The organism is Pseudomonas sp. 5.2 (assembly GCF_059025405.1).
The window spans coordinates 575,889-593,235 of sequence record NZ_JBYBHH010000001.1 but is presented as its reverse complement, the minus strand read 5'-3'; the positions used below and the strand labels follow the sequence as shown (position 1 = coordinate 593,235).

Below are 17,347 nucleotides of genomic sequence, written 5' to 3'. Positions count from 1 at the left end.
GTCCTTGTCTGCTCGTACTGTTTTATTACAGGCACGTCGCCGCAGCAGCACGCCGCTGCAGCGCCACGCCGTCATTTTTTTGCGCGTAGTAATCGACCCGCGCCCCACCCGCCTGCGGATAAACGTCCACGAACGCCTCGGCCTCGCGGGTATACACGGTGAAACCACCCTGTTTGCGCGGCTCCAGGTAGCCACTGGCATCGTCCCCGAACACCGCCTCTTCCTGCCAGCTGAACTGAATGCATTGGGCTACCAATTCTGGCGCCTTGTGCGAATCGAGCTGCGCGGTCGGCTTGCCGCCACGTGCCGTTTCCATGGTCGCGGAAGCGCAACCGACCAGCATCAGTACTGCGGCCATCGGCAGAATCGCTCGCATGTTCAATCCTCAGGGCAAAAAAGAAGGCGACTCTAGCATTGGCGGGCACCGCGAGTGAATTGTCGGGCGCATGCTGCTGTCGCAGTAGGAACATGCCGTCACAAGGAAACCGCGATGAAAAAGCATCACCTGATACCCGCCTTGCTGCTCGCCGCCCTGCCCTGCCTGCCGTTGGCCGCTTCTGCCGCCCCGTCCGCCGAAGAAAGCATTACGGGGCCAGAAACCCACAACCGTGAACTCAAGGTGGGTGACAAGGCCCCCGACCAATACAAGCGCGATGATCAGACGGTAAAAGACTGGAAGGCCAAAGGCCTGCCCACCCCAGAAAAGGAAAGCCATTGGGTACGCATGGGCGAGCACTTCGTGCTGGTGCAGATCACCAATGGGGTAGTGTTGGCGATCCACCCGGCCAGCTGAATCAAATGACCTGCACCAAGGCCGCCATGTGCACGGTGTTGCGCCCGGCGGCCTTGGCCTGATAAAGCGCTGCATCCGCCTGCGCCAGCAGGCTGGAGGTGCTGTCCCTGGGCCCTGGCACACCGCACCACAGCCCGACACTGAAACGCAGCTCGATCTCATCACCGGCAAAACGCGCGGGGCTGTTGGCAATCGCTTCCCGCAAGCCCTGCAACGCGGCCATCGCCCCGCTTCTGTCAGTACCTGGCAACAGCAGCAGGAATTCCTCCCCGCCATAGCGCCCAAGGCTGTCCCCCTGGCGCAAACGCTGCTGCAACTGACGCACGCAATGGCACAACACCTCGTCACCCGCCAAGTGCCCATACAGGTCGTTGATCCGCTTGAAGTGATCGATATCGATCATGGCCACGGCCAGGCTGCTCTGCGCCTCGCGGGCGCGGTCCAACTCGACGCCGAAGCGTTCGAGGATCGCCCGGCGGTTGTAGGTGCCGGTCAACACATCGCGCAAGGCCAAGTGCTGCAAGCGCGATTCGCTACGCTCCTTGGCCATCAAGACCAGGCCGATGGAATACATCATCACCGTGACTGTGCCGATCGCCACCGAAATGCTCTGTTTGAGGTTGCTGGTGTCATAGCGCATTTCCACCGCCGTGCCATTGGCCACCGCCACGGCCCGCATGCCCAACCCGACCAGGCTGATCAGCGCACCGATCTGCAGCAGCAGGTGCGCCCTGCCTGGCCGCTCGACGTACCGCCTGGCCCAGTAAAGGATCATCGAGCATTGCAACATCAGCACCAGCGTCGCCAGCAGCATGCGTGGTTCGAGGGTGTCGAGCAGCAGCATCAGCCCGACCAGCATGCACGCCGGGATGATGAAGATCAGCCGCCACGGGATCACTTGCTCACGCACCCGGAACAAGCTGGCCGAATAAAACGCCAGGGCCAGTGACAGCAAGCTGTTGCCCAGGCCATAGCTGAGCCACAGCGGCGCTTGCGCGTAAACGGTGTAGCAGACATACGCCAAGGCATGCACCAGCAGCCCGCAGCCGGTAAGCAGCAGGTTGTCGCGGCGGTTGCTGCGGCCGACCAGCAGCAGGCAGAAAGCCAGAATGGTCGCTACCAGGGCGACCGCGGCGAACAGCGTGGGGGTGTGGGCGATCATCGTGATTCACCGTGTGGCAGTTTGCCGTCTTGGCTGCGGCTTACCGTGCAGTCTAGGTGCCGACGGCCGGCTCGGCCATGACCGAGCGAGACAGAACAGCAGCCGGCAAGCACGCCACTCATCGCTGGCAGGACAATTTTTTGCCCGCCCAGGAAACCAAATGGATCGATCCCAGTCTCAGGAAGTGTCCCGTAAACCTTTGCGGATCAAGGACCTATATCGTAATGACCCGCCTTGCAAGCTTTTCGCTGATTGCCGCCATCCTGCTGACTGCTGGCTGCCACAGCCATCGCTACCATGACGACGACGATGGCTGGCGTGATCGCGACCGTGGCCATGGCCACCATCATCGGCATGACCGTGACGATGACGACGACCGTCAATACCGCGGTGACCGCTACTACCGCTGAAGCGTCTTTGCAACCCTGACCCGCCGCCCGCTGCGCGGCACCTTAACCTGATGATTCCTTTTGAGGTTCGTACCATGCGTCTGACTCTGCCTTCCCTTGCCCTCGGCCTGCTGCTGTGCCAGGGCGCTTTCGCCGGTGACGGTACCGCCGCCATTGGCGGTGGCCTGGGTGGTGTACTGGGTAACGTTGTCGGCCAACAGATCGGCGGCAGCACAGGCGCTGCCATCGGCGCCGGTGTCGGCGGCGCTGCCGGCAGTGCGGTAGGCGCTCGCAAGGGCAACCGCACCGAGGCTGCCATCGGCGGTGGCCTGGGTTCTGCGGGCGGTTCGCTGCTCGGTGGCAAAGTCGGCGGTTCTGCCGGCTCCACCATTGGTGCCGGCCTGGGTGGCGCGGCCGGTGGTGCCATCGGTAACCACATGGGCGACAACAACGGCAAGAAGCACCACCGTCACCGTCACTGATCCAAGTGATAAACAGGGGCCGCATAGCGGCCCCTTTTGCGTCTTAAACCCTGCAACACATCAACACACCCTTCATCCCAAGCTGGCACACTGGCTGCTAATGTCTACCGTGCCCCTGTGTGAAGGAACACCCCCTCCCCATGAACCACGAGCTGCTCTGGGTCCTCGGCCTGCTGGCCATCGTCGTCGTCCTCTTCATCATCAACCGCCCGCGCATGGACGTGGTCGCCCTCATGGTGATCCTCGCCCTGCCGTTATCGGGCATCCTCACGGTGGAACAGGCGCTGGCCGGTTTCAGCGACCCCAACGTGGTACTGATCGCTGCCCTGTTCGTGATCGGCGAAGGCCTGGTACGCACCGGCATTGCCTACCGCATCGGCGAATGGATGAGCGAACGCGCCGGCAACAGTGAGGCGCGCTTGCTGATACTGCTGATGGTGGCGGTGGCGGGCCTGGGGTCGGTGATGAGTTCTACAGGAGTGGTGGCGATCTTCATCCCGGTGGTGCTGAGCATCGCCGCACGCCTCAAGCTCTCACCCAGCCGCCTGATGATGCCGCTTAGCTTTGCCGGCCTGATCAGCGGCATGCTCAGCCTGGTGGCCACGCCACCCAACGTGGTGGTGCACAGCGAACTGGTGCGCCATGGCGAACAGGGCTTCAACTTCTTCAGCTTTACCCCGTTCGGCCTGGTGGTGCTGGTGCTGGGCATCGGCTACATGCTGCTCACCCGTCACTGGCTCAACGGCGAAGTGCGCAAGGACGGCCGGGTGGAAACCCGCCGCACGTTGCTTGACCTGGTACTGGATTACAAGCTCAGCGGCCGCGAGCGGCGCCTGCGCATCCGCCCGCACTCACCGCTGATTGGCCACACCCTGGGCGAGCTGGAGCTGCGTACAAAGCATGGCGCCAACGTGATCGGCATCGAGCGCCAGCACAAATTCAGCACACGGGTGATCACCGCCGACTCCAATACCGTGCTGCACCAGGGCGACGTGCTGCTGCTCGACCTGTTCGCCAACCGCGACGACCTGCGCAGCCTGTGCCAGACCATGCAACTGGAGCCCCTGCATTTCAAGGCGGCCTACTTCATCGATCAGTCGCAGGAACTGGGCATGGCCGAAGTGTCGCTGCCACCCGGCTCGCAGCTGATCGGCAAGAGCATCCTCGAGCTGGCGTTCCGCACCCGTTTCGACCTCAACGTGGTCGGCTTGCGCCGCGATCAGGTGGCCATCGAAGAGCAACTGGTGGAAGAAAAGCTGCGCCTGGGCGATACCCTGCTGGTGGTCGGGCCCTGGAAAGCCGTGCGTCAACTGCAGAGCAAACCGCACGACTTTCTGGTGTTGAGCTTGCCCGCCGAGATCGACCAGGTCGCCCCGGCCCGCACGCGTGCGCCGCAGGCCTTGTTGAGCCTGGCGGTGATGGTCGGGCTGATGGTCAGCGGCGCGGTGCCCAATGTGATCGCCGCGCTGATCGGCTGCCTGCTGATGGGCGCAGGCCGGTGCATCGACATGAACAGCGCCTACCGGGCAATCCATTGGCAGAGCCTGGTACTGATCGTCGGCATGCTGCCGTTCGCCCAGGCCCTGCAAAAAACCGGCGGCATCGACTTGGCCGTGACCGGGCTGGTCAGTGTGCTGGGCGGGGCCGGCCCCAGTGCCATTCTTGCCTGCCTGTTTGCCGTGACGGCGGTGATTGGCCTGTTCATTTCCAACACCGCCACTGCCGTGCTGATGGCGCCGGTGGCAATCAGCACGGCCACGCAACTGGGCATGTCGCCCTACCCCTTCGCCATGACCGTGGCCCTCGCCGCATCGGCTGCGTTCATGACGCCCGTCTCGTCACCGGTCAACACCCTGGTGCTGGGCCCGGGGCAATACCGGTTCGGTGATTTCGTCAAAGTCGGCGTGCCATTCACCTTGCTGGTGATGCTGGTGACTGTGGTGATGGTCCCGTGGTTCTTCGGCTTGTAAGGAAATCGACTGGGGATACCGGCAATTTGGCATTATCTTGCAGGATCGCGGCAGATTGACATCAAGTACCCTGTCGAAACACACTGACACGTAATTGCCCCAGGTGCTTCAAGCCGTTGTCCTGGATTTCGTTTCCGCTTGCCGGTCGAGTTCATGGTTTTTCCAGCCCAATCGCGCTTGTTGCCCTATGTCGCGCTGCTTTGCCTCACGTTTGCCCTGACCCTCGGCGGCATCCTGGCACGCCCCATCGAGTCCCTCTCCCTGTTCTGGCCGGTGAATGCGGTATTGGTCGGCGTGCTGTTGCGCTACCCCCGCCAGGCCAACGCCCTCGGCTTCATGCTGGTGTGGCTGGCCATGGTGCTGGCAGACCTGCTGTGCGGCAGCGCCTGGAAGCCGGCGTTGTGGTTCAACCTGTGCAACCTCGGCATGGTGTTCACCGTGTGGCAGTTGTTGTCACGCGTGCCGCGCCTGCACCGACGCATGCGCAGCCCGCATGGCGTACTCAGTGTATTTGCCGCATGCGCCGCTGGCGCGATGGTTGCCGCGAGCATGGCCTCGGTGATGGCCGCACCGTGGTTCGAGCAATCGCTGCAGGCCACCTGGCTGGCCTGGTTCAGTGAACAATTCTCGACCAGTATACTGGTGCTGCCGGTGCTGCTGACGGCGCCCTCGGTGCGGGCAATGGTGCGCAGTGGCGCCCAGGCAGTGCGTTTGCCGCCGCTGCTGGTGCTGCTTGGCTCGCTGGCCTTCAGCATCGCCTTCGGTGGGCCGGGGGCGATTGCCTTCCCGATCGCCGCCCTGCTGTGGTGTGCCTGGACCTACCCGCCGTTTCTGGTCTCGATGCTGACGCTCACCGCCGGCAGCACCCTCATCGTCGCAGTCGCGCAAAACCTCATGCACTTCAGCGTGCCGCAGAGCGAACCCGGGGTCACCACCCTGATGTCGGCGCGCTTGGGCATCGCCATGCTGGTGCTCGGGCCGCTGGTGGTGGCCTGCGTCAGCCAGGCCAATCGCAGCCTCATGGTACGCCTGGCGCACCAGGCCACCATCGACCACCTGACCGGGGTGCTGACCCGCAGCGCGTTCACCCGCCGCGCCAATGCACTGCTCGATAGCCGCCAGCAACATGCCCAAGCGCTGCCGCTGACGTTGATGATGCTGGATATCGATCACTTCAAGGCGATCAACGACGCGCATGGCCACGCAATCGGTGACCAGGTACTGCGCCAGTTCGCCCGCACCCTGCAAGACCAGTTGCACGAAGGCGAGCTGTTCGCGCGCATGGGCGGCGAGGAGTTCGTCGTGATCCTCCCAGGCCTTGCGCCAGATCGCGCCAAATTCACTGCCGAACGCCTGCGCCGGGCCGTACAGGACCTGCACGTGGTGCACGCCGACCATCGCCTGCAGATCACCGTGAGCATCGGCCTGGACGGCTGCGCTGCCGACACCCCGGCGCCAAGCCTGGACGAGCTGCTGGCGCGTGCCGACCAAGCGCTGTACCGGGCCAAGGCCCACGGCCGCAACCGCGTCGAACAGGCCGAGGCACAGCGCCAAGTGGTCTGACTCAACCGGCCAGCAAATCCCAGGACAGCTTGGCAATCAGTACGCACAACAAAATCAGGAACAGCCCACGTACGAAGCCTGCGCCCTTGCGCACCGCCAGCCAGGTGCCGGTCAATGCACCGAGGATGTTGCAGGCCGCCATGGGCAAGGCGATGGCATACAGCACGTTGCCCGACGGCACGAAGAACACCAGCGCCGCCAAGTTGGTGGCGATGTTCACCACCTTGGCCGAAGCCGAGGCGTGCAGGAAGTCCAGGGCAAAAAAACGAATGAACAGAAAGATCAGGAAGCTGCCGGTCCCTGGCCCGAACAGGCCATCGTAAAAACCAATGGCCCCACCGATCAACACCGCCAGGCATTGCTCCTTGCGGCCGATCTGCGTGGGCTTGTGCAACGTGCCGAAGTCCTTTTTGCAGAACGTGTAGATCGCCATCAGCACGATCATCACCAGTACGGCGGGGCGCATCACGCTGGGCGGCACCAGCGATACCGTGGCGGCGCCGGCAAACGACATGACAAAGGCACTGAGCGCCGCCGGCACGATCAGCCCCCAGTCCAATGTGACCTTGCGGATGAACGAGCGGGCCGCAAAGGCAGTGCCGCACACCGAGGCCAGTTTGTTGGTGCCCAGCAAGGCCGCCGGTTGCGCGGTGGGCAGCACGTTGAACAGCGCCGGGATCTGAATAAGCCCGCCACCGCCTACGGCGGCATCGATCAACCCGGCGGCAAAGGCGAACACAGAAAGTACAGCGATATCCATCATGACGCGGCTCCAGGCAGTAAGACAGGCTGCAAGGCTAATCAAAGTGCCGCGCTTGTGTTGAAATGCCACATTGCGAAAACTGCAATGAGGAGCAGGCAATGGCCTTGGACATGCTGCGGGAGATTCAGGCGTTCGTCAGTGTCGCCCACAAGCGCAGCTTCGTCGCTGCGGCACGCGCCCTAGGGCGTTCACCCAGCGCGGTAACCCGAGCGGTGCAAACGCTGGAGGACAACGCCGGCAGTAAACTGCTCAACCGCAACGCCAACGCGGTGACCCTGACCGAAGCTGGCGAGCGCCTGCTCCCCCATGCCGAACGCTTGCTGGATGTGCAACGTGATGCCGTCGACGAGTTGGCCGCGCTAAGCGGTAGCGCCCAAGGCTGGATCCGTTTCGCCGTGCCGCAATTGCTGGGTGAGCATGTGTTGCCCCGGGTGCTCGCTGAGTTTTCCCAGCGTCATCCACAGGTGACCCTGGACGTGCAGTACAGCGATGCCGCCCTGGACCCGCTGCTGGACAAGTTTGACTTCGTGGTACGCGGTGCCTTTCCGCAATCCAGCGAACTGATCGGCTATCCGCTGTGGGGTTACCAGCGCCATCTTTATGCGAGCCCGGCTTACCTGGCCAGGGCCGGCAACCCGCAACACCCAGAAGACCTGGAACACCACGCACTGATTCTGCATACCGCCCCACGCATACTCAAAGCCTGGCATTTTTGCCGAGATGGCCTGATCACCAACATGCGCCCGACGCCACGGCTTCGGCTGGATTCCGGCGATGCGGTGTACCACAGCACACTGGCCGGGGCCGGTATCGCCCGCCTGGCGGCCTGGGTGGGCGAAACTCAGGTCAAGGCCGGGCGCCTGGTGCGGGTGTGCCCGCAATACCGCTTGACCTCAAGCACCGGCCAAGACCCGCAAATGCACGCGCTGTACCCGGCCGGCGAGTTGCCCGCGCGGGTTCGTGAGCTGCTGCAGGCCCTGCGCCGCGCCGGCCTGTCGGCCTAACGGCGACGGCTCAAAAGGACTGTTCAAATTCTGCTCAATTTAACAGAGCCCGCTTCCGGCTTGGCTTGCAGCATTTTATCCACAGACCTACCCACGTTTTTTGTGGACAGATTTCCCAGCGCAAAGAACGACTTATCGCACATGCAGCAACGCTGTATTGGCCAGCCTGACCAACTCGATCCACTCAAGCGTGCTGATCTCACCCGCCTGTTCCAATACGCCCGCGCTGCGCAGTGCCTCGTCGTACGCGTCCTCATCGAGCGTGCCTTCAGCGAGAAAACGGCTACGCCACTCCAGCATGGCTGAAGTGCCTTTCTTGCATTCCATGTGTGTTTCGACTCCAAGGCAAAAGACCGGCCCATCAACGTGGGCCGCAGGACGGCGGCGGGAGATTACACGAGCCATTCGCACTTGAGAATTACTTGCAGGTACCACTAATCAGTCATGGTGAATGAACGGAGTAGCCGAGGGCGCAGGCGGGTGGGCCCATCTGGCGAATCAGACGGGCCGCGAAGGGAGGAGTCGGGTGAAAGTCAGCTTGGCGGAATGGTGCCCAAAATACCTATCAGAATGGTCAGGAGCAGAAAACCACCCAGGAACAGCGTCAGCTTGCCCATCGGAACCTCTACAGTGTGATGCGGGGATGGGCCTATTGTCGGTCCATGGCTGATACGGTTACAGATGCAGGTTTGTAGAAAAAAAGCGGATCAGATGCCAGTGATCAGCACAGCGGCGCGACCCACCTCAACTCAATTGCTCCAGTTTTGCCAGCGGCAACCAACCGAACTCATCATCGTCATGGCGCCGGCACCACATCCAGCCATTGAGCGAGCGCACCTGCTGCACCAGTTGCCCGGGGTCGGCATCCAGCTCATGGGCCGAGTAGTGATCAAGCGCCCTGCCTTTCTCCACACTGAACCGCTCGATCAATTGCGCCGGTACCCACCCCGGCTCCTGCCCAGGGCATGAACACAAGTACCAGTCCTGCCAGCCCGGCTCGCCTTCATAGCGCGGGCCGATATCCAGCAGCGTGCCTTTGGCAAAACGAATCGGCCTTGGGTATTCGCTGCGGTGGCGCTCAATCACGACGTAATGCATAGGGCCTCTCCTTGGCCTGGGGGAAATTATCGATCGTAGCAGAAGCGGTCTGACACGCTGCGACGGCATGGTTGTATCTTTATGTGTACAAACTGAGACCTGATACACAAGAACGTTTCCTACAGTTAAATCGGACATACCCTCGATACAGAGGTCCTCTTTACTGGCTTGCATCAACCCATACCTATGGCCTTGCCAAGGAGATGCCCGATGCTTGCCCACCCCTCGACACCTTCACGCCACCCAACACGCCGCATCCGCCACCTCCTCGCCTGTGCCCTTCTTCCCCTTGGCCTGATGGCGACTGCCGCCTGTTCGGCTGCGTCAGCACCGGCTCAGGCAACGGCCACCCCAGCGGAGCGCTTCGGCCCACTCAAGCACGTTGAAGCTGGCGTTCTCGATGTGGCCTATGTCGAGCAAGGCCCAGCCGATGGCCCTGTGGTCATCTTGCTGCATGGGTGGCCCTACGACATTCACAGTTTCGAGGCGGTGGCACCGAAGCTCGCCGCAAAAGGCTACCGCGTGCTCGTGCCGTACGTACGGGGCTATGGGCAGACCCGCTTCCTTTCAGCGCAGACCCTACGCAATGCCCAGCCCTCGGCCCTGGCCAGCGACGTCATCGCCTTCATGGACGCCCTTCACATCCAGCACGCCGTGCTCGCCGGTTTCGACTGGGGCGCCCGTACTGCCGACATCGTCTCGGCCCTGTGGCCCGAGCGGGTCAAAGCACTGGTGTCAGTCAGTGGCTACCTGATCAGCAGCCAGGAAGCCGCCAAGGCGCCGCTCCCGCCCAGTGCCGAACTGCAATGGTGGTACCAGTACTACTTCGCCACCGAGCGCGGCCAAGCCGGTTATGACAAGAACCGCCATGCGTTCGCCAAGCTGATCTGGCAAACCGCCTCACCCAAGTGGGCCTTCGATGACACCACCTTCGAGCGCAGTGCCAAGGCGCTGGACAACCCCGATCAGGTTGCCATCACCGTGCACAACTACCGCTGGCGCTTGGGGCTGGCACAAGGCGAGGCCCGCTACGCCCCACTGGAAGCGAAACTGGCCACCTTCCCCAGCATCAGTGTGCCGACCATTACCTTGGAAGGTGATGCCAACGGAGCACCGCACCCACCGGCAGAAAGCTATGCACAACGCTTCACCGGCAAGTACGCGTACCGCCTGATCAGTGGCGGCATTGGCCACAACCTGCCCCAGGAAGCCCCCGATGCGTTCGCTCAAGCAGTGATCGACGCGGACCACCTGTAGTCACCGACGTGTTTCCCGCGTCAGCAGCCCCTACTTCAGGGGCTGTAATTGTTACATAAGGTTTCACAACGTTCGGTAACCTTGCTTTACACCGCTGCGGGCGACGGCGCGTCCGAAATTGCTCAAAACCCTTGAGCCTGGGGCGTTGAGGACCTTCTGCAGCACACGATTTGAAACGGTCTGATGCGAAGTTTGTAGGATCTTTACCCGTGCATCGTAGGAGAAATCCAAGCAGTGGCATTTCCCTGTATGAAACATCAGTTTCATCGGCAAAATCGAGCTGCTACGGTCCCATTTTCCTACAACGGCACGGATGCCCACCGCATGAGAAAAGCATGGACCCGTTCGATGCCTCGGCCCTGAAACTGCAAAAGAACCTGCTCACCCTGCGCCAGTCGCGTGATCGATTTAGAAAGGAGGGCTATGACAAGGAAGCCGATGACCTTGATAAGTCGATCGCGCGAATAGAGGCGGTGTTGAGCAAGATGGCGGGCACGGTCAAACCACCGACCTTGCAGTAGCCCCTGTTCAGCCAGCGGCCAGCGCATCAGTGATTTCTAGCGTCTGCGCGGGTAAGCTCTTTGCTCATGCCTTCGTACGGGAATAGGGAAATGAGCGTTGACTGGCACGCAGGGCCGATCACCAGAAGCACCCCGCTGGACAAACACTACCGGAGCACGCAAAAAGTTCGACGGTTCCTGACGGATGAGTGCGGAAGCGCATTCAAGTTTGATCGCACCTTCATGGCCTGGATCAAGAGCGGCGAGCCGTTGACGATGGGCGACGTGGCTGACGGGTGGATACGTACCCATCTTTGAATTTGGCGCGCTGAGGGTGAGGGGTTAACTCAAGCTAGATGTACTCGGTAACGTGCGGTAATACACCGAACCCAGGCGGGGTGAGTTACCGAGATAATATCCATCGATGATGCAGGGCCACTCCCTCAATGGCCTGATGAACAATGGACTGGTCAGGACGCTTTATCGATGACGAGCTGGAACGCTTTCTATGAGCGCACGGACAAACGTGCCCCCTCCCCACTGCTCAGTTACGCGATTGACCACGTCAAAGATCAATACCCCCGTCACGCAGTCGACCTGGGGTGCGGCGCCGGCAATGAGGCTTGGCAACTCATCCAGGCAGGCTGGCAGGTTCTGGCAATAGACAAAGAACCTGAAGCCATCGCCAGGACGATCCGCAAGTGCTCATTGAGCGACGCCCGCATGCTCGACGCGAAAGTCGCAGACTTTGAGCACCTCACCGAGTTGCCTGCCTCGAACTTGATCCACGCCGGCCTTTCACTGCCTTTTTGCCACCCTGGCCGATTCGATTACCTCTGGAGCCAGGTGCGCGATGCACTACTGCCAGGTGGCGTCTTCGTGGGCCATTTCTTCGGCCTGAGGCACAGCTGGGCGAGCCAAGTGCAGATGTCATTTCAAAGCGTGGAAGACGTTCGGCGGCTTTCAGAAGGGCTTGAGGTTATCCTGTTGCGTGAAACGGAATCCCCTATGATCATCGATTCTGAATCCGTGAATTGGCATCGGATCGATGTGATCGTGCGCAAGATGCACTCCGCCAAGGCTGACCAAGTCTAATGATCCGAACCGCATGCCTTTTACGCCTTTTGTCGTTCTCTGCTGGAAGCCCTAATGAATAAATTGATCCTGCCTGTCGCCATCTTCTTTAGCGTACTCATCGCTGGGAAGGCCTCCGAGCATTTCGGGCTGGAGGGCAGCTGGAAAATCGGCCTGCTTTGCGTCGTAGCGGCTGCCGTGCAGATCGCCGTGACCCGTTTCCAGCGCCGGCAACAGCAAAAAGTATAACGCTCGCCCTCTGACGGAACCGCCCTAGCCCGCCTTGGCGGGCTTTGTTTTGCCCGTTGAAATCAGAATCGATATCATTTATGTTGTTACTTTATATCATTGCAAATGGAGATTCTGATGAAGCCTGGCATTCACCCCAATTACCGCCCCGTCCTTTTTCATGACGTATCGGCGAACGCGTTCTGGTTGGTCGGATCCACCATTGATACCGACAAGACCTACGTTCACAGCGATGGCGAACGCTATCCCTACGTCACGCTCGACGTCTCAAGCGCGTCGCATCCGGTGTATACCGGGCAAGAACGTAAGGCCAAAACTGAAGGACGGGTAGCCGGGTTCAACAAGCGGTTTGCTGGGTTCGCTTCTAGGTAGGAAGAAAACTAGCGTTGGTGGTGAGGGGATCCTAGAGAGGCACCGCCACCAAAGCTTTTAATTTGACGACACCTGCCTCGCTCAGAAGCACTTGATTTGGAATACCACTCTGTGCAAGCGGAGGCTATAAGCTACAACCACTAACCTACCTGTTTATTGGATGAGAGCTTTATATAGTTATAAATGGTAGCTCTCGAAAGCCCGAAATATTTACCCAAAAACTCCACAAAGCCTCTAACTTGAAATAGCTCTTGACCATCAGCACGAGCAAGAACCCTCAAAATCTCTCGCTTCGTAAATGCTGCCGGTGCAACTGAGCACTCGCGCGCCACTTCTCCAACAATACCATTAAAGGCGTCGCGCCAGTCAGCCTTAAACAGCGGAGCAGGCTTTTGCTCAAGAGAATGACCGCGAGTGAAATTTGCAAGCAGACCCTGAATTTGATCAAGAACGCCATTATCAAAGTTAAGACACAAATAGGCAACCACGCCACCGTCATCACCCCTGGCAACCACAGTAATAGATCTCAATTCCTTTCCGGCGAGCCCAATGGTTTTATAAGGCCCGATAACATCCTTGTATGCATCCTCATCGGAAAAATCAGTTATCAGCGATGGGTCACCTACTCGTCTGTTTGATTGTGGATTGGCGATATGAACAATTGAACCACTGACTCGATCATGCACGACTGCTTCCACATTTGGATAAAGCAGCGCAGCGATTGCATCGGAAACATTTTTCAGTAATACCAACTGACTCATATTCACCTATCTCTTTGCAATTCAGAAACTTACGCGCACTCAAAAATACACGTGGGTACGAGATAGTATATCGCACGCTGTAATCATTTGCGAGCAGGGGTGGATTGGCGTGCATCAGCATGATGCAAAGAGGTGGCTCGGGCAGCCTTCTCAGTGCTTGGAAAGTAATCCACTTCAGCAACGGCTTTACTTTTCAACGATGCGAATACATCTAGCATTACTCTCGCATCATCAATGACAGTGATTCCTGCCAGCGTTGGTGTAACGCCCTCCCTGGTCCTGCATAGAATTTGCACCCCTAACCCATGTTCGATATGCGCTATCGCTTGACTCGTCGCCGACTGGCTAACGCCCATCGCAACAGCCGCCTTTGACATGCTTTTGAGCTCCACCGCCAGGAGTAGAAGCTTCCAATGAAGGAGGTTATGCATATTAACTCCCAGCGACGACCCCAGCCGCCTGACTGCATGACAGAATAAATATGCAGGCAGGGTGCACTGTATAATGAACCCTGCCGCAGGCCGACACCTACGAGGCACAGCGCTCTTCAGTAACGATGGTATTCGCCACCCTTTTCATAGCCACCCTGGCGGCCGCCAAGTCCCACGCCGCGTTACCAACGCACTTGAACACGATAGGCTGTTCCACGCGGCGCCCCTCTGAAATGAAGTCTGCCAGCGCGCTGACAGCATCAAAAGGGATTCCGGCCTGGATTAGATCACCCGCCTCAACCCGGGTACTGTTGATATCATCTACGTAAACCTTGCTACCTAATAACGTACGGGAGCCAATTTCTGCCATCTCGGGCGTGAATGCGCCAACACCAATGATCAACTTCCCAGGTTTTGCCTCCAAATCATAAACCGGCTCCAGGCTCGTCGTAACAGTGATGACAACGTCCGCAACATCAATAGCATCGCGTGTAGCAGGAGCCAGCCCAGCGTGTACGCCCCGCATGCGTTCGCAGAATGCAGCCTCATCTGCTCGTGTCAGCCCTGCGATAGAGACTTCTGCCTCGGGGTAAAGACAAGCAAGCCCCTGTAAATGATAAGCGGCCTGAGCCCCCGTCCCGAAAATAACGAAACGCTTCGGCGGCTGAACACTGAGCTCCTGCACACCCAGCAGTGTGACAGCTGCGGTGCGCCTCCCTGTTACGGTAGGGCCATCCAACGACATCAGCGGAGTACCACGGACAGCGTCATACACCGAGACCTGGCCATGAAGGGTTGGCAGACCAATAACCGTGTTATCCGGCTGATAGGTTATTAATTTAACGACTGCAATATCATGCGAAGTTGCCGGCATGCTCAAGAGCAGCCCGCTACCTGGCAGAGAAACACTGACGCGCCCAGGGCAAAGGATTTCTCCGCGCGCATGCTCAGCCACTGCAATTTTAAGAGCTGACACCAACTCCTCGAAAGGTAAAAGTTGCTCAGTAACACTAATATCGCAAACAATAAGATCGCTGGAAATTGGTTTCATGACCGACTCTTAGTTAGGCTCGAAAATTAAAACTCATCTAGCTGTCTCACAGAATTGGCCAGCCAGTTTTTTGATATGCTCGGAACGCTTGAGCAGCAGGCCAGCCATCGCGATGTCGTGCGCAGCCAGCCCCGTCAAGTCGGCAACTGTGATCTGCTCACGATTTTTTCGCTGAGGCCCCATTCCAGACAGTGCTTCACCTATTGTGAAAACAGCATCTAGAGAAATAGTGCCCGCTTTGATAGCGTGGCTGAGCTCACCATAGCCACTGCTTTGCTTCACGTCATCCACATATACAATATCAGCAATACCAAGTACCGCTTCTGCCACTTCTTGCTTGCCTCCGCTATCTGCACCCAGGGCAACAATATGTGTACCGGGCTGCACATATTCCGCACGCACGAGTGGTTCAGAAGACGGTGTACATGTGACCACTACCCGACAAACCTGGAATACATCTTTGACAGTGACAACCGGGGTGGCACGAATATCCGCAGCTTTGAGTTTAGTGCAAAGCTCTTGAGCCTTTTCAAAACTTCGCCCCCAGACCACAACATCCTCGATGTCCATGTTTTGGGCGATCCACATCGCCTGCAACTCAGCCTGGTGCCCCGTTCCGATGATGCCCAGGCGATTCTTGCCCGAGGGCGCACCTATCTGAGCAGCGATCACTCCGGACGCGGCCGTTCGCCAGCTCGTCAACCAACCCTGATCGTCGAAAATGGCAAGCGTTTCGCCTGTCAGTTTACTAAACACGCCCACCAGACCGCTGTTGGTGGGAAGCCCCAACTGCGGATTATGATAAAACCCGGTTGCCACCTTCACAATGAAGAAGTCATCGTCTTTAAGATGCCCATATTTAATATGGCAATCCCCAGGTGGCTTGCTAAAGAGAAGCTCTCCTGCCGGCGGGCAAATCGTTTCATCTCGGCTGTGTATAATAAAAGAATTTCGCACAGCTGCTAGAACATCTCCCTGCCTCAGCAAACCGCGGATTTGCGTTAAATCATAAAGTGGAAACTGGTTCATCGCAGGTTCCTCTCGATATACTCGCGCATCACGTTCAAGCCCTGATCAATACCCACTCGACCGTAACCGATTCGGAACCGATCGTTAGGAGTTTCACCCAGTTCCGAGGTGTAAATCGTAGAGGGGAGCAAGAGCACGCCGGAGGCTTCGACTAGGCGGGTAGTAAACGCCTCTACCGAACCTGGACCCATGTAACGAGGGTAAGCGATACAGCCTCCGTCTGGGCGATACCACTCGAAAAGATCGCTGTAGTCACCGAAGAAACTATCCAGCTTTTTCAGATTGGCCCTCATGAGGGTTTGGATACGACCCAGGATCACATCTTTTGCACGAAGCGCAATGGCAGCCAAAGCTTCTGAAGGGCCAGAGTTGGAGATGGAGAGGTAATGCTTCATGCGCTCCATTCGCAGGAGTAGCTCGCGATCATGGCAAGCGATCCAACCGATACGTAACCCCGGCAGACCAAATGGCTTAGACATAACCGACAGCGAGACGCCCAGCTCATAGGCATCCGCTGCAGCAGGTAATTGTGGCGTTGATCCGACGCCTAACAGGCGATATGCCTCGTCACTGAACAGATAAATCCCGTGTTTTCGACACAGTTCAACAAGTGCTTGGAACCGGTCATGCTCCAAGATTTTCCCAGTCGGGTTATGTGGAAAATTGACCGAAATCAACCGTGTATTTGGCCTAATCGCTTTGGCCACGGCATCGATATCAAGAGTCCAATTCTGCTCCGGATCCAAAGGGACGCCGGTTACCTCGCAGATACTCAGCGGAATAGTCTCAGCTGACTGGTAATTTGGAGTGATGACGATCGCATGATCCTCTGCAGAGAGCATCGAATGCATCGCAATGTAAAGCCCCTCTTCTGCACCAGCGAAACACAGGATGTCGGCACGCGCTTGATGGTCGTAGGTGGAGGCAATCAGCTCTCTTAGCGAGGGCTCACCCCATGTCTGAGTGTAGCCAAGGCCTAGATTGAGGAAGTCCTCCCTGTCTTGCTCCGTCCCCAATTCAAGCAATTCCTTAATGGTCATGCTCTGGGCGTCAGAGGCCGTCATGTGGTAGCGAGCCGTGAACTCCCATTTTGAGAAATAGGTTTCAAGCCGGAAATCGGGAAGATGGGCCATGGGCAACACTCCATTCGTTATCGGTTTTGGTGTGGGGGTGCTATTGAACCCAAAACATACCTACCGGACAGAGGAATGTCTATTTTTTTCGACAATACGTATAACAAAAACGTAGCCCTGGTTGATTTCCAGCTACCAAGCTTTTTCACAAAAACCTATTGATTACAGACACTTAAGGCTCAATCAGCGGCCATCTCCAATCCCTTTTCGCTCTAGACACCCACAAGAATATAGACACAAAATCTCTCTAGGTGTACTTTTTGTCC

At 58.6% G+C, this 17,347-nt stretch carries 22 protein-coding genes; 12 read left to right on the top strand and 10 right to left on the bottom strand.

The window, feature by feature from the left end:
• Nucleotides 1–25 precede the first annotated feature (25 nt).
• Nucleotides 26–376, bottom strand: a complete 351-nt coding sequence (locus tag AC5PZ0_RS02590) for a hypothetical protein (RefSeq protein WP_027592695.1) — start codon at nucleotides 374–376, stop codon at nucleotides 26–28.
• Nucleotides 377–490: 114 nt separating this feature from the next.
• Here AC5PZ0_RS02590 and AC5PZ0_RS02585 point away from each other — a divergent pair, with 114 nt between their 5' ends.
• Nucleotides 491–793, top strand: a complete 303-nt coding sequence (locus tag AC5PZ0_RS02585) for an RcnB family protein (protein ID WP_493854254.1) — start codon at nucleotides 491–493, stop codon at nucleotides 791–793.
• 1 nt (nucleotide 794) lies between these two features.
• On the opposite strand, the gene AC5PZ0_RS02580 is transcribed toward AC5PZ0_RS02585, so the two are convergent.
• On the bottom strand, nucleotides 795–1,955 hold the full coding sequence (locus AC5PZ0_RS02580; protein WP_454243254.1) for a GGDEF domain-containing protein: 1,161 nt from the start codon (nucleotides 1,953–1,955) through the stop codon (nucleotides 795–797).
• Nucleotides 1,956–2,179: 224 nt separating this feature from the next.
• On the opposite strand from AC5PZ0_RS02580, the gene AC5PZ0_RS02575 reads away from it, so the two are divergent.
• The 4 genes from AC5PZ0_RS02575 (at nucleotide 2,180) to AC5PZ0_RS02560 (ending at nucleotide 6,359) form a co-directional block, all read left to right on the top strand.
• Nucleotides 2,180–2,365: a hypothetical protein gene (locus AC5PZ0_RS02575; RefSeq protein WP_027592698.1), complete on the top strand. Its 186-nt coding sequence runs from the start codon at nucleotides 2,180–2,182 to the stop codon at nucleotides 2,363–2,365.
• Between the two features lie 74 nt (nucleotides 2,366–2,439).
• Nucleotides 2,440–2,826, top strand: a complete 387-nt coding sequence (locus AC5PZ0_RS02570; RefSeq protein WP_027592699.1) for a glycine zipper domain-containing protein — start codon at nucleotides 2,440–2,442, stop codon at nucleotides 2,824–2,826.
• A gap of 140 nt (nucleotides 2,827–2,966) precedes the next feature.
• A complete protein-coding gene (locus AC5PZ0_RS02565; protein WP_454243253.1) occupies nucleotides 2,967–4,796 on the top strand; it encodes an SLC13 family permease in 1,830 nt (609 codons plus the stop codon).
• Nucleotides 4,797–4,934: 138 nt separating this feature from the next.
• A complete protein-coding gene (locus AC5PZ0_RS02560; RefSeq protein WP_493854253.1) occupies nucleotides 4,935–6,359 on the top strand; it encodes a GGDEF domain-containing protein in 1,425 nt (474 codons plus the stop codon).
• Between the two features lies 1 nt (nucleotide 6,360).
• Here the strand turns inward: AC5PZ0_RS02560 and AC5PZ0_RS02555 are convergent, their stop codons facing one another.
• Complete coding sequence (locus AC5PZ0_RS02555; RefSeq protein ID WP_027592702.1) at nucleotides 6,361–7,122, bottom strand: sulfite exporter TauE/SafE family protein; 762 nt, start codon at nucleotides 7,120–7,122, stop codon at nucleotides 6,361–6,363.
• A 98-nt stretch (nucleotides 7,123–7,220) separates the two neighbouring features.
• Here AC5PZ0_RS02555 and AC5PZ0_RS02550 point away from each other — a divergent pair, with 98 nt between their 5' ends.
• Nucleotides 7,221–8,126 carry a LysR family transcriptional regulator gene (locus tag AC5PZ0_RS02550; RefSeq protein WP_265967893.1) on the top strand — a complete coding sequence of 302 codons (906 nt, stop codon included), beginning with the start codon at nucleotides 7,221–7,223 and terminating at the stop codon, nucleotides 8,124–8,126.
• Between the two features lie 132 nt (nucleotides 8,127–8,258).
• Here AC5PZ0_RS02550 and AC5PZ0_RS02545 read toward each other — a convergent pair whose 3' ends face one another.
• Nucleotides 8,259–8,453 carry a hypothetical protein gene (locus AC5PZ0_RS02545; protein WP_027592704.1) on the bottom strand — a complete coding sequence of 65 codons (195 nt, stop codon included), beginning with the start codon at nucleotides 8,451–8,453 and terminating at the stop codon, nucleotides 8,259–8,261.
• 417 nt (nucleotides 8,454–8,870) lie between these two features.
• Complete coding sequence (locus AC5PZ0_RS02540) at nucleotides 8,871–9,224, bottom strand: SH3 domain-containing protein (protein ID WP_099428834.1); 354 nt, start codon at nucleotides 9,222–9,224, stop codon at nucleotides 8,871–8,873.
• 210 nt (nucleotides 9,225–9,434) lie between these two features.
• Here AC5PZ0_RS02540 and AC5PZ0_RS02535 point away from each other — a divergent pair, with 210 nt between their 5' ends.
• From AC5PZ0_RS02535 to AC5PZ0_RS02510, 6 genes are all read left to right on the top strand, one after another.
• A complete protein-coding gene (locus tag AC5PZ0_RS02535) occupies nucleotides 9,435–10,481 on the top strand; it encodes an alpha/beta fold hydrolase (RefSeq protein WP_274885447.1) in 1,047 nt (348 codons plus the stop codon).
• 335 nt (nucleotides 10,482–10,816) lie between these two features.
• On the top strand, nucleotides 10,817–11,002 hold the full coding sequence (locus AC5PZ0_RS02530) for a hypothetical protein (protein WP_099428832.1): 186 nt from the start codon (nucleotides 10,817–10,819) through the stop codon (nucleotides 11,000–11,002).
• Between the two features lie 90 nt (nucleotides 11,003–11,092).
• The gene (locus AC5PZ0_RS02525; protein WP_099428831.1) at nucleotides 11,093–11,299 is read left to right on the top strand and encodes a DUF6434 domain-containing protein; all 207 of its coding nucleotides are present in this window, start codon (nucleotides 11,093–11,095) and stop codon (nucleotides 11,297–11,299) included.
• Nucleotides 11,300–11,467: 168 nt separating this feature from the next.
• Nucleotides 11,468–12,076 (top strand): class I SAM-dependent methyltransferase, encoded by a 609-nt coding sequence (locus tag AC5PZ0_RS02520; protein ID WP_493854252.1) that lies wholly within the window; start codon nucleotides 11,468–11,470, stop codon nucleotides 12,074–12,076.
• A gap of 54 nt (nucleotides 12,077–12,130) precedes the next feature.
• The gene (locus AC5PZ0_RS02515) at nucleotides 12,131–12,304 is read left to right on the top strand and encodes a hypothetical protein (RefSeq protein WP_172960347.1); all 174 of its coding nucleotides are present in this window, start codon (nucleotides 12,131–12,133) and stop codon (nucleotides 12,302–12,304) included.
• Nucleotides 12,305–12,421: 117 nt separating this feature from the next.
• A complete protein-coding gene (locus AC5PZ0_RS02510; RefSeq protein WP_238217269.1) occupies nucleotides 12,422–12,676 on the top strand; it encodes a type B 50S ribosomal protein L31 in 255 nt (84 codons plus the stop codon).
• 140 nt (nucleotides 12,677–12,816) lie between these two features.
• Here the strand turns inward: AC5PZ0_RS02510 and AC5PZ0_RS02505 are convergent, their stop codons facing one another.
• From AC5PZ0_RS02505 to AC5PZ0_RS02485, 5 genes are all read right to left on the bottom strand, one after another.
• Nucleotides 12,817–13,437 carry a helix-turn-helix transcriptional regulator gene (locus tag AC5PZ0_RS02505; RefSeq protein WP_493854251.1) on the bottom strand — a complete coding sequence of 207 codons (621 nt, stop codon included), beginning with the start codon at nucleotides 13,435–13,437 and terminating at the stop codon, nucleotides 12,817–12,819.
• 83 nt (nucleotides 13,438–13,520) lie between these two features.
• A complete protein-coding gene (locus tag AC5PZ0_RS02500) occupies nucleotides 13,521–13,868 on the bottom strand; it encodes a LysR family transcriptional regulator (protein WP_493854250.1) in 348 nt (115 codons plus the stop codon).
• A gap of 97 nt (nucleotides 13,869–13,965) precedes the next feature.
• On the bottom strand, nucleotides 13,966–14,919 hold the full coding sequence (locus AC5PZ0_RS02495) for a delta(1)-pyrroline-2-carboxylate reductase family protein (RefSeq protein WP_493854249.1): 954 nt from the start codon (nucleotides 14,917–14,919) through the stop codon (nucleotides 13,966–13,968).
• A gap of 33 nt (nucleotides 14,920–14,952) precedes the next feature.
• Nucleotides 14,953–15,948 carry a Rossmann-fold NAD(P)-binding domain-containing protein gene (locus tag AC5PZ0_RS02490; protein ID WP_493854248.1) on the bottom strand — a complete coding sequence of 332 codons (996 nt, stop codon included), beginning with the start codon at nucleotides 15,946–15,948 and terminating at the stop codon, nucleotides 14,953–14,955.
• The gene (locus AC5PZ0_RS02485; protein WP_493854247.1) at nucleotides 15,945–17,081 is read right to left on the bottom strand and encodes an aminotransferase class I/II-fold pyridoxal phosphate-dependent enzyme; all 1,137 of its coding nucleotides are present in this window, start codon (nucleotides 17,079–17,081) and stop codon (nucleotides 15,945–15,947) included. The genes AC5PZ0_RS02490 and AC5PZ0_RS02485 overlap by 4 nt, the downstream gene beginning before the upstream one ends.
• Between the last annotated feature and the right edge of the window lie 266 nt (nucleotides 17,082–17,347).

What these genes read in the sequence shown, in the direction of transcription:
- AC5PZ0_RS02585 (WP_493854254.1), top strand. Translation starts at nt 491, where the DNA reads ATGAAAAAGCATCACCTGATACCCGCCTTGCTGCTCGCCGCCCTGCCC.
- AC5PZ0_RS02500 (WP_493854250.1), bottom strand. Translation starts at nt 13,868, where the DNA reads ATGCATAACCTCCTTCATTGGAAGCTTCTACTCCTGGCGGTGGAGCTC.
- AC5PZ0_RS02545 (WP_027592704.1), bottom strand. Translation starts at nt 8,453, where the DNA reads ATGGAATGCAAGAAAGGCACTTCAGCCATGCTGGAGTGGCGTAGCCGT.
- AC5PZ0_RS02510 (WP_238217269.1), top strand. Translation starts at nt 12,422, where the DNA reads ATGAAGCCTGGCATTCACCCCAATTACCGCCCCGTCCTTTTTCATGAC.
- AC5PZ0_RS02485 (WP_493854247.1), bottom strand. Translation starts at nt 17,081, where the DNA reads ATGGCCCATCTTCCCGATTTCCGGCTTGAAACCTATTTCTCAAAATGG.
- AC5PZ0_RS02580 (WP_454243254.1), bottom strand. Translation starts at nt 1,955, where the DNA reads ATGATCGCCCACACCCCCACGCTGTTCGCCGCGGTCGCCCTGGTAGCG.
- AC5PZ0_RS02495 (WP_493854249.1), bottom strand. Translation starts at nt 14,919, where the DNA reads ATGAAACCAATTTCCAGCGATCTTATTGTTTGCGATATTAGTGTTACT.
- AC5PZ0_RS02525 (WP_099428831.1), top strand. Translation starts at nt 11,093, where the DNA reads ATGAGCGTTGACTGGCACGCAGGGCCGATCACCAGAAGCACCCCGCTG.
- AC5PZ0_RS02490 (WP_493854248.1), bottom strand. Translation starts at nt 15,948, where the DNA reads ATGAACCAGTTTCCACTTTATGATTTAACGCAAATCCGCGGTTTGCTG.
- AC5PZ0_RS02515 (WP_172960347.1), top strand. Translation starts at nt 12,131, where the DNA reads ATGAATAAATTGATCCTGCCTGTCGCCATCTTCTTTAGCGTACTCATC.
- AC5PZ0_RS02520 (WP_493854252.1), top strand. Translation starts at nt 11,468, where the DNA reads ATGACGAGCTGGAACGCTTTCTATGAGCGCACGGACAAACGTGCCCCC.
- AC5PZ0_RS02530 (WP_099428832.1), top strand. Translation starts at nt 10,817, where the DNA reads ATGGACCCGTTCGATGCCTCGGCCCTGAAACTGCAAAAGAACCTGCTC.
- AC5PZ0_RS02555 (WP_027592702.1), bottom strand. Translation starts at nt 7,122, where the DNA reads ATGATGGATATCGCTGTACTTTCTGTGTTCGCCTTTGCCGCCGGGTTG.
- AC5PZ0_RS02565 (WP_454243253.1), top strand. Translation starts at nt 2,967, where the DNA reads ATGAACCACGAGCTGCTCTGGGTCCTCGGCCTGCTGGCCATCGTCGTC.
- AC5PZ0_RS02550 (WP_265967893.1), top strand. Translation starts at nt 7,221, where the DNA reads ATGGCCTTGGACATGCTGCGGGAGATTCAGGCGTTCGTCAGTGTCGCC.
- AC5PZ0_RS02590 (WP_027592695.1), bottom strand. Translation starts at nt 376, where the DNA reads ATGCGAGCGATTCTGCCGATGGCCGCAGTACTGATGCTGGTCGGTTGC.
- AC5PZ0_RS02535 (WP_274885447.1), top strand. Translation starts at nt 9,435, where the DNA reads ATGCTTGCCCACCCCTCGACACCTTCACGCCACCCAACACGCCGCATC.
- AC5PZ0_RS02505 (WP_493854251.1), bottom strand. Translation starts at nt 13,437, where the DNA reads ATGAGTCAGTTGGTATTACTGAAAAATGTTTCCGATGCAATCGCTGCG.
- AC5PZ0_RS02570 (WP_027592699.1), top strand. Translation starts at nt 2,440, where the DNA reads ATGCGTCTGACTCTGCCTTCCCTTGCCCTCGGCCTGCTGCTGTGCCAG.
- AC5PZ0_RS02575 (WP_027592698.1), top strand. Translation starts at nt 2,180, where the DNA reads ATGACCCGCCTTGCAAGCTTTTCGCTGATTGCCGCCATCCTGCTGACT.
- AC5PZ0_RS02540 (WP_099428834.1), bottom strand. Translation starts at nt 9,224, where the DNA reads ATGCATTACGTCGTGATTGAGCGCCACCGCAGCGAATACCCAAGGCCG.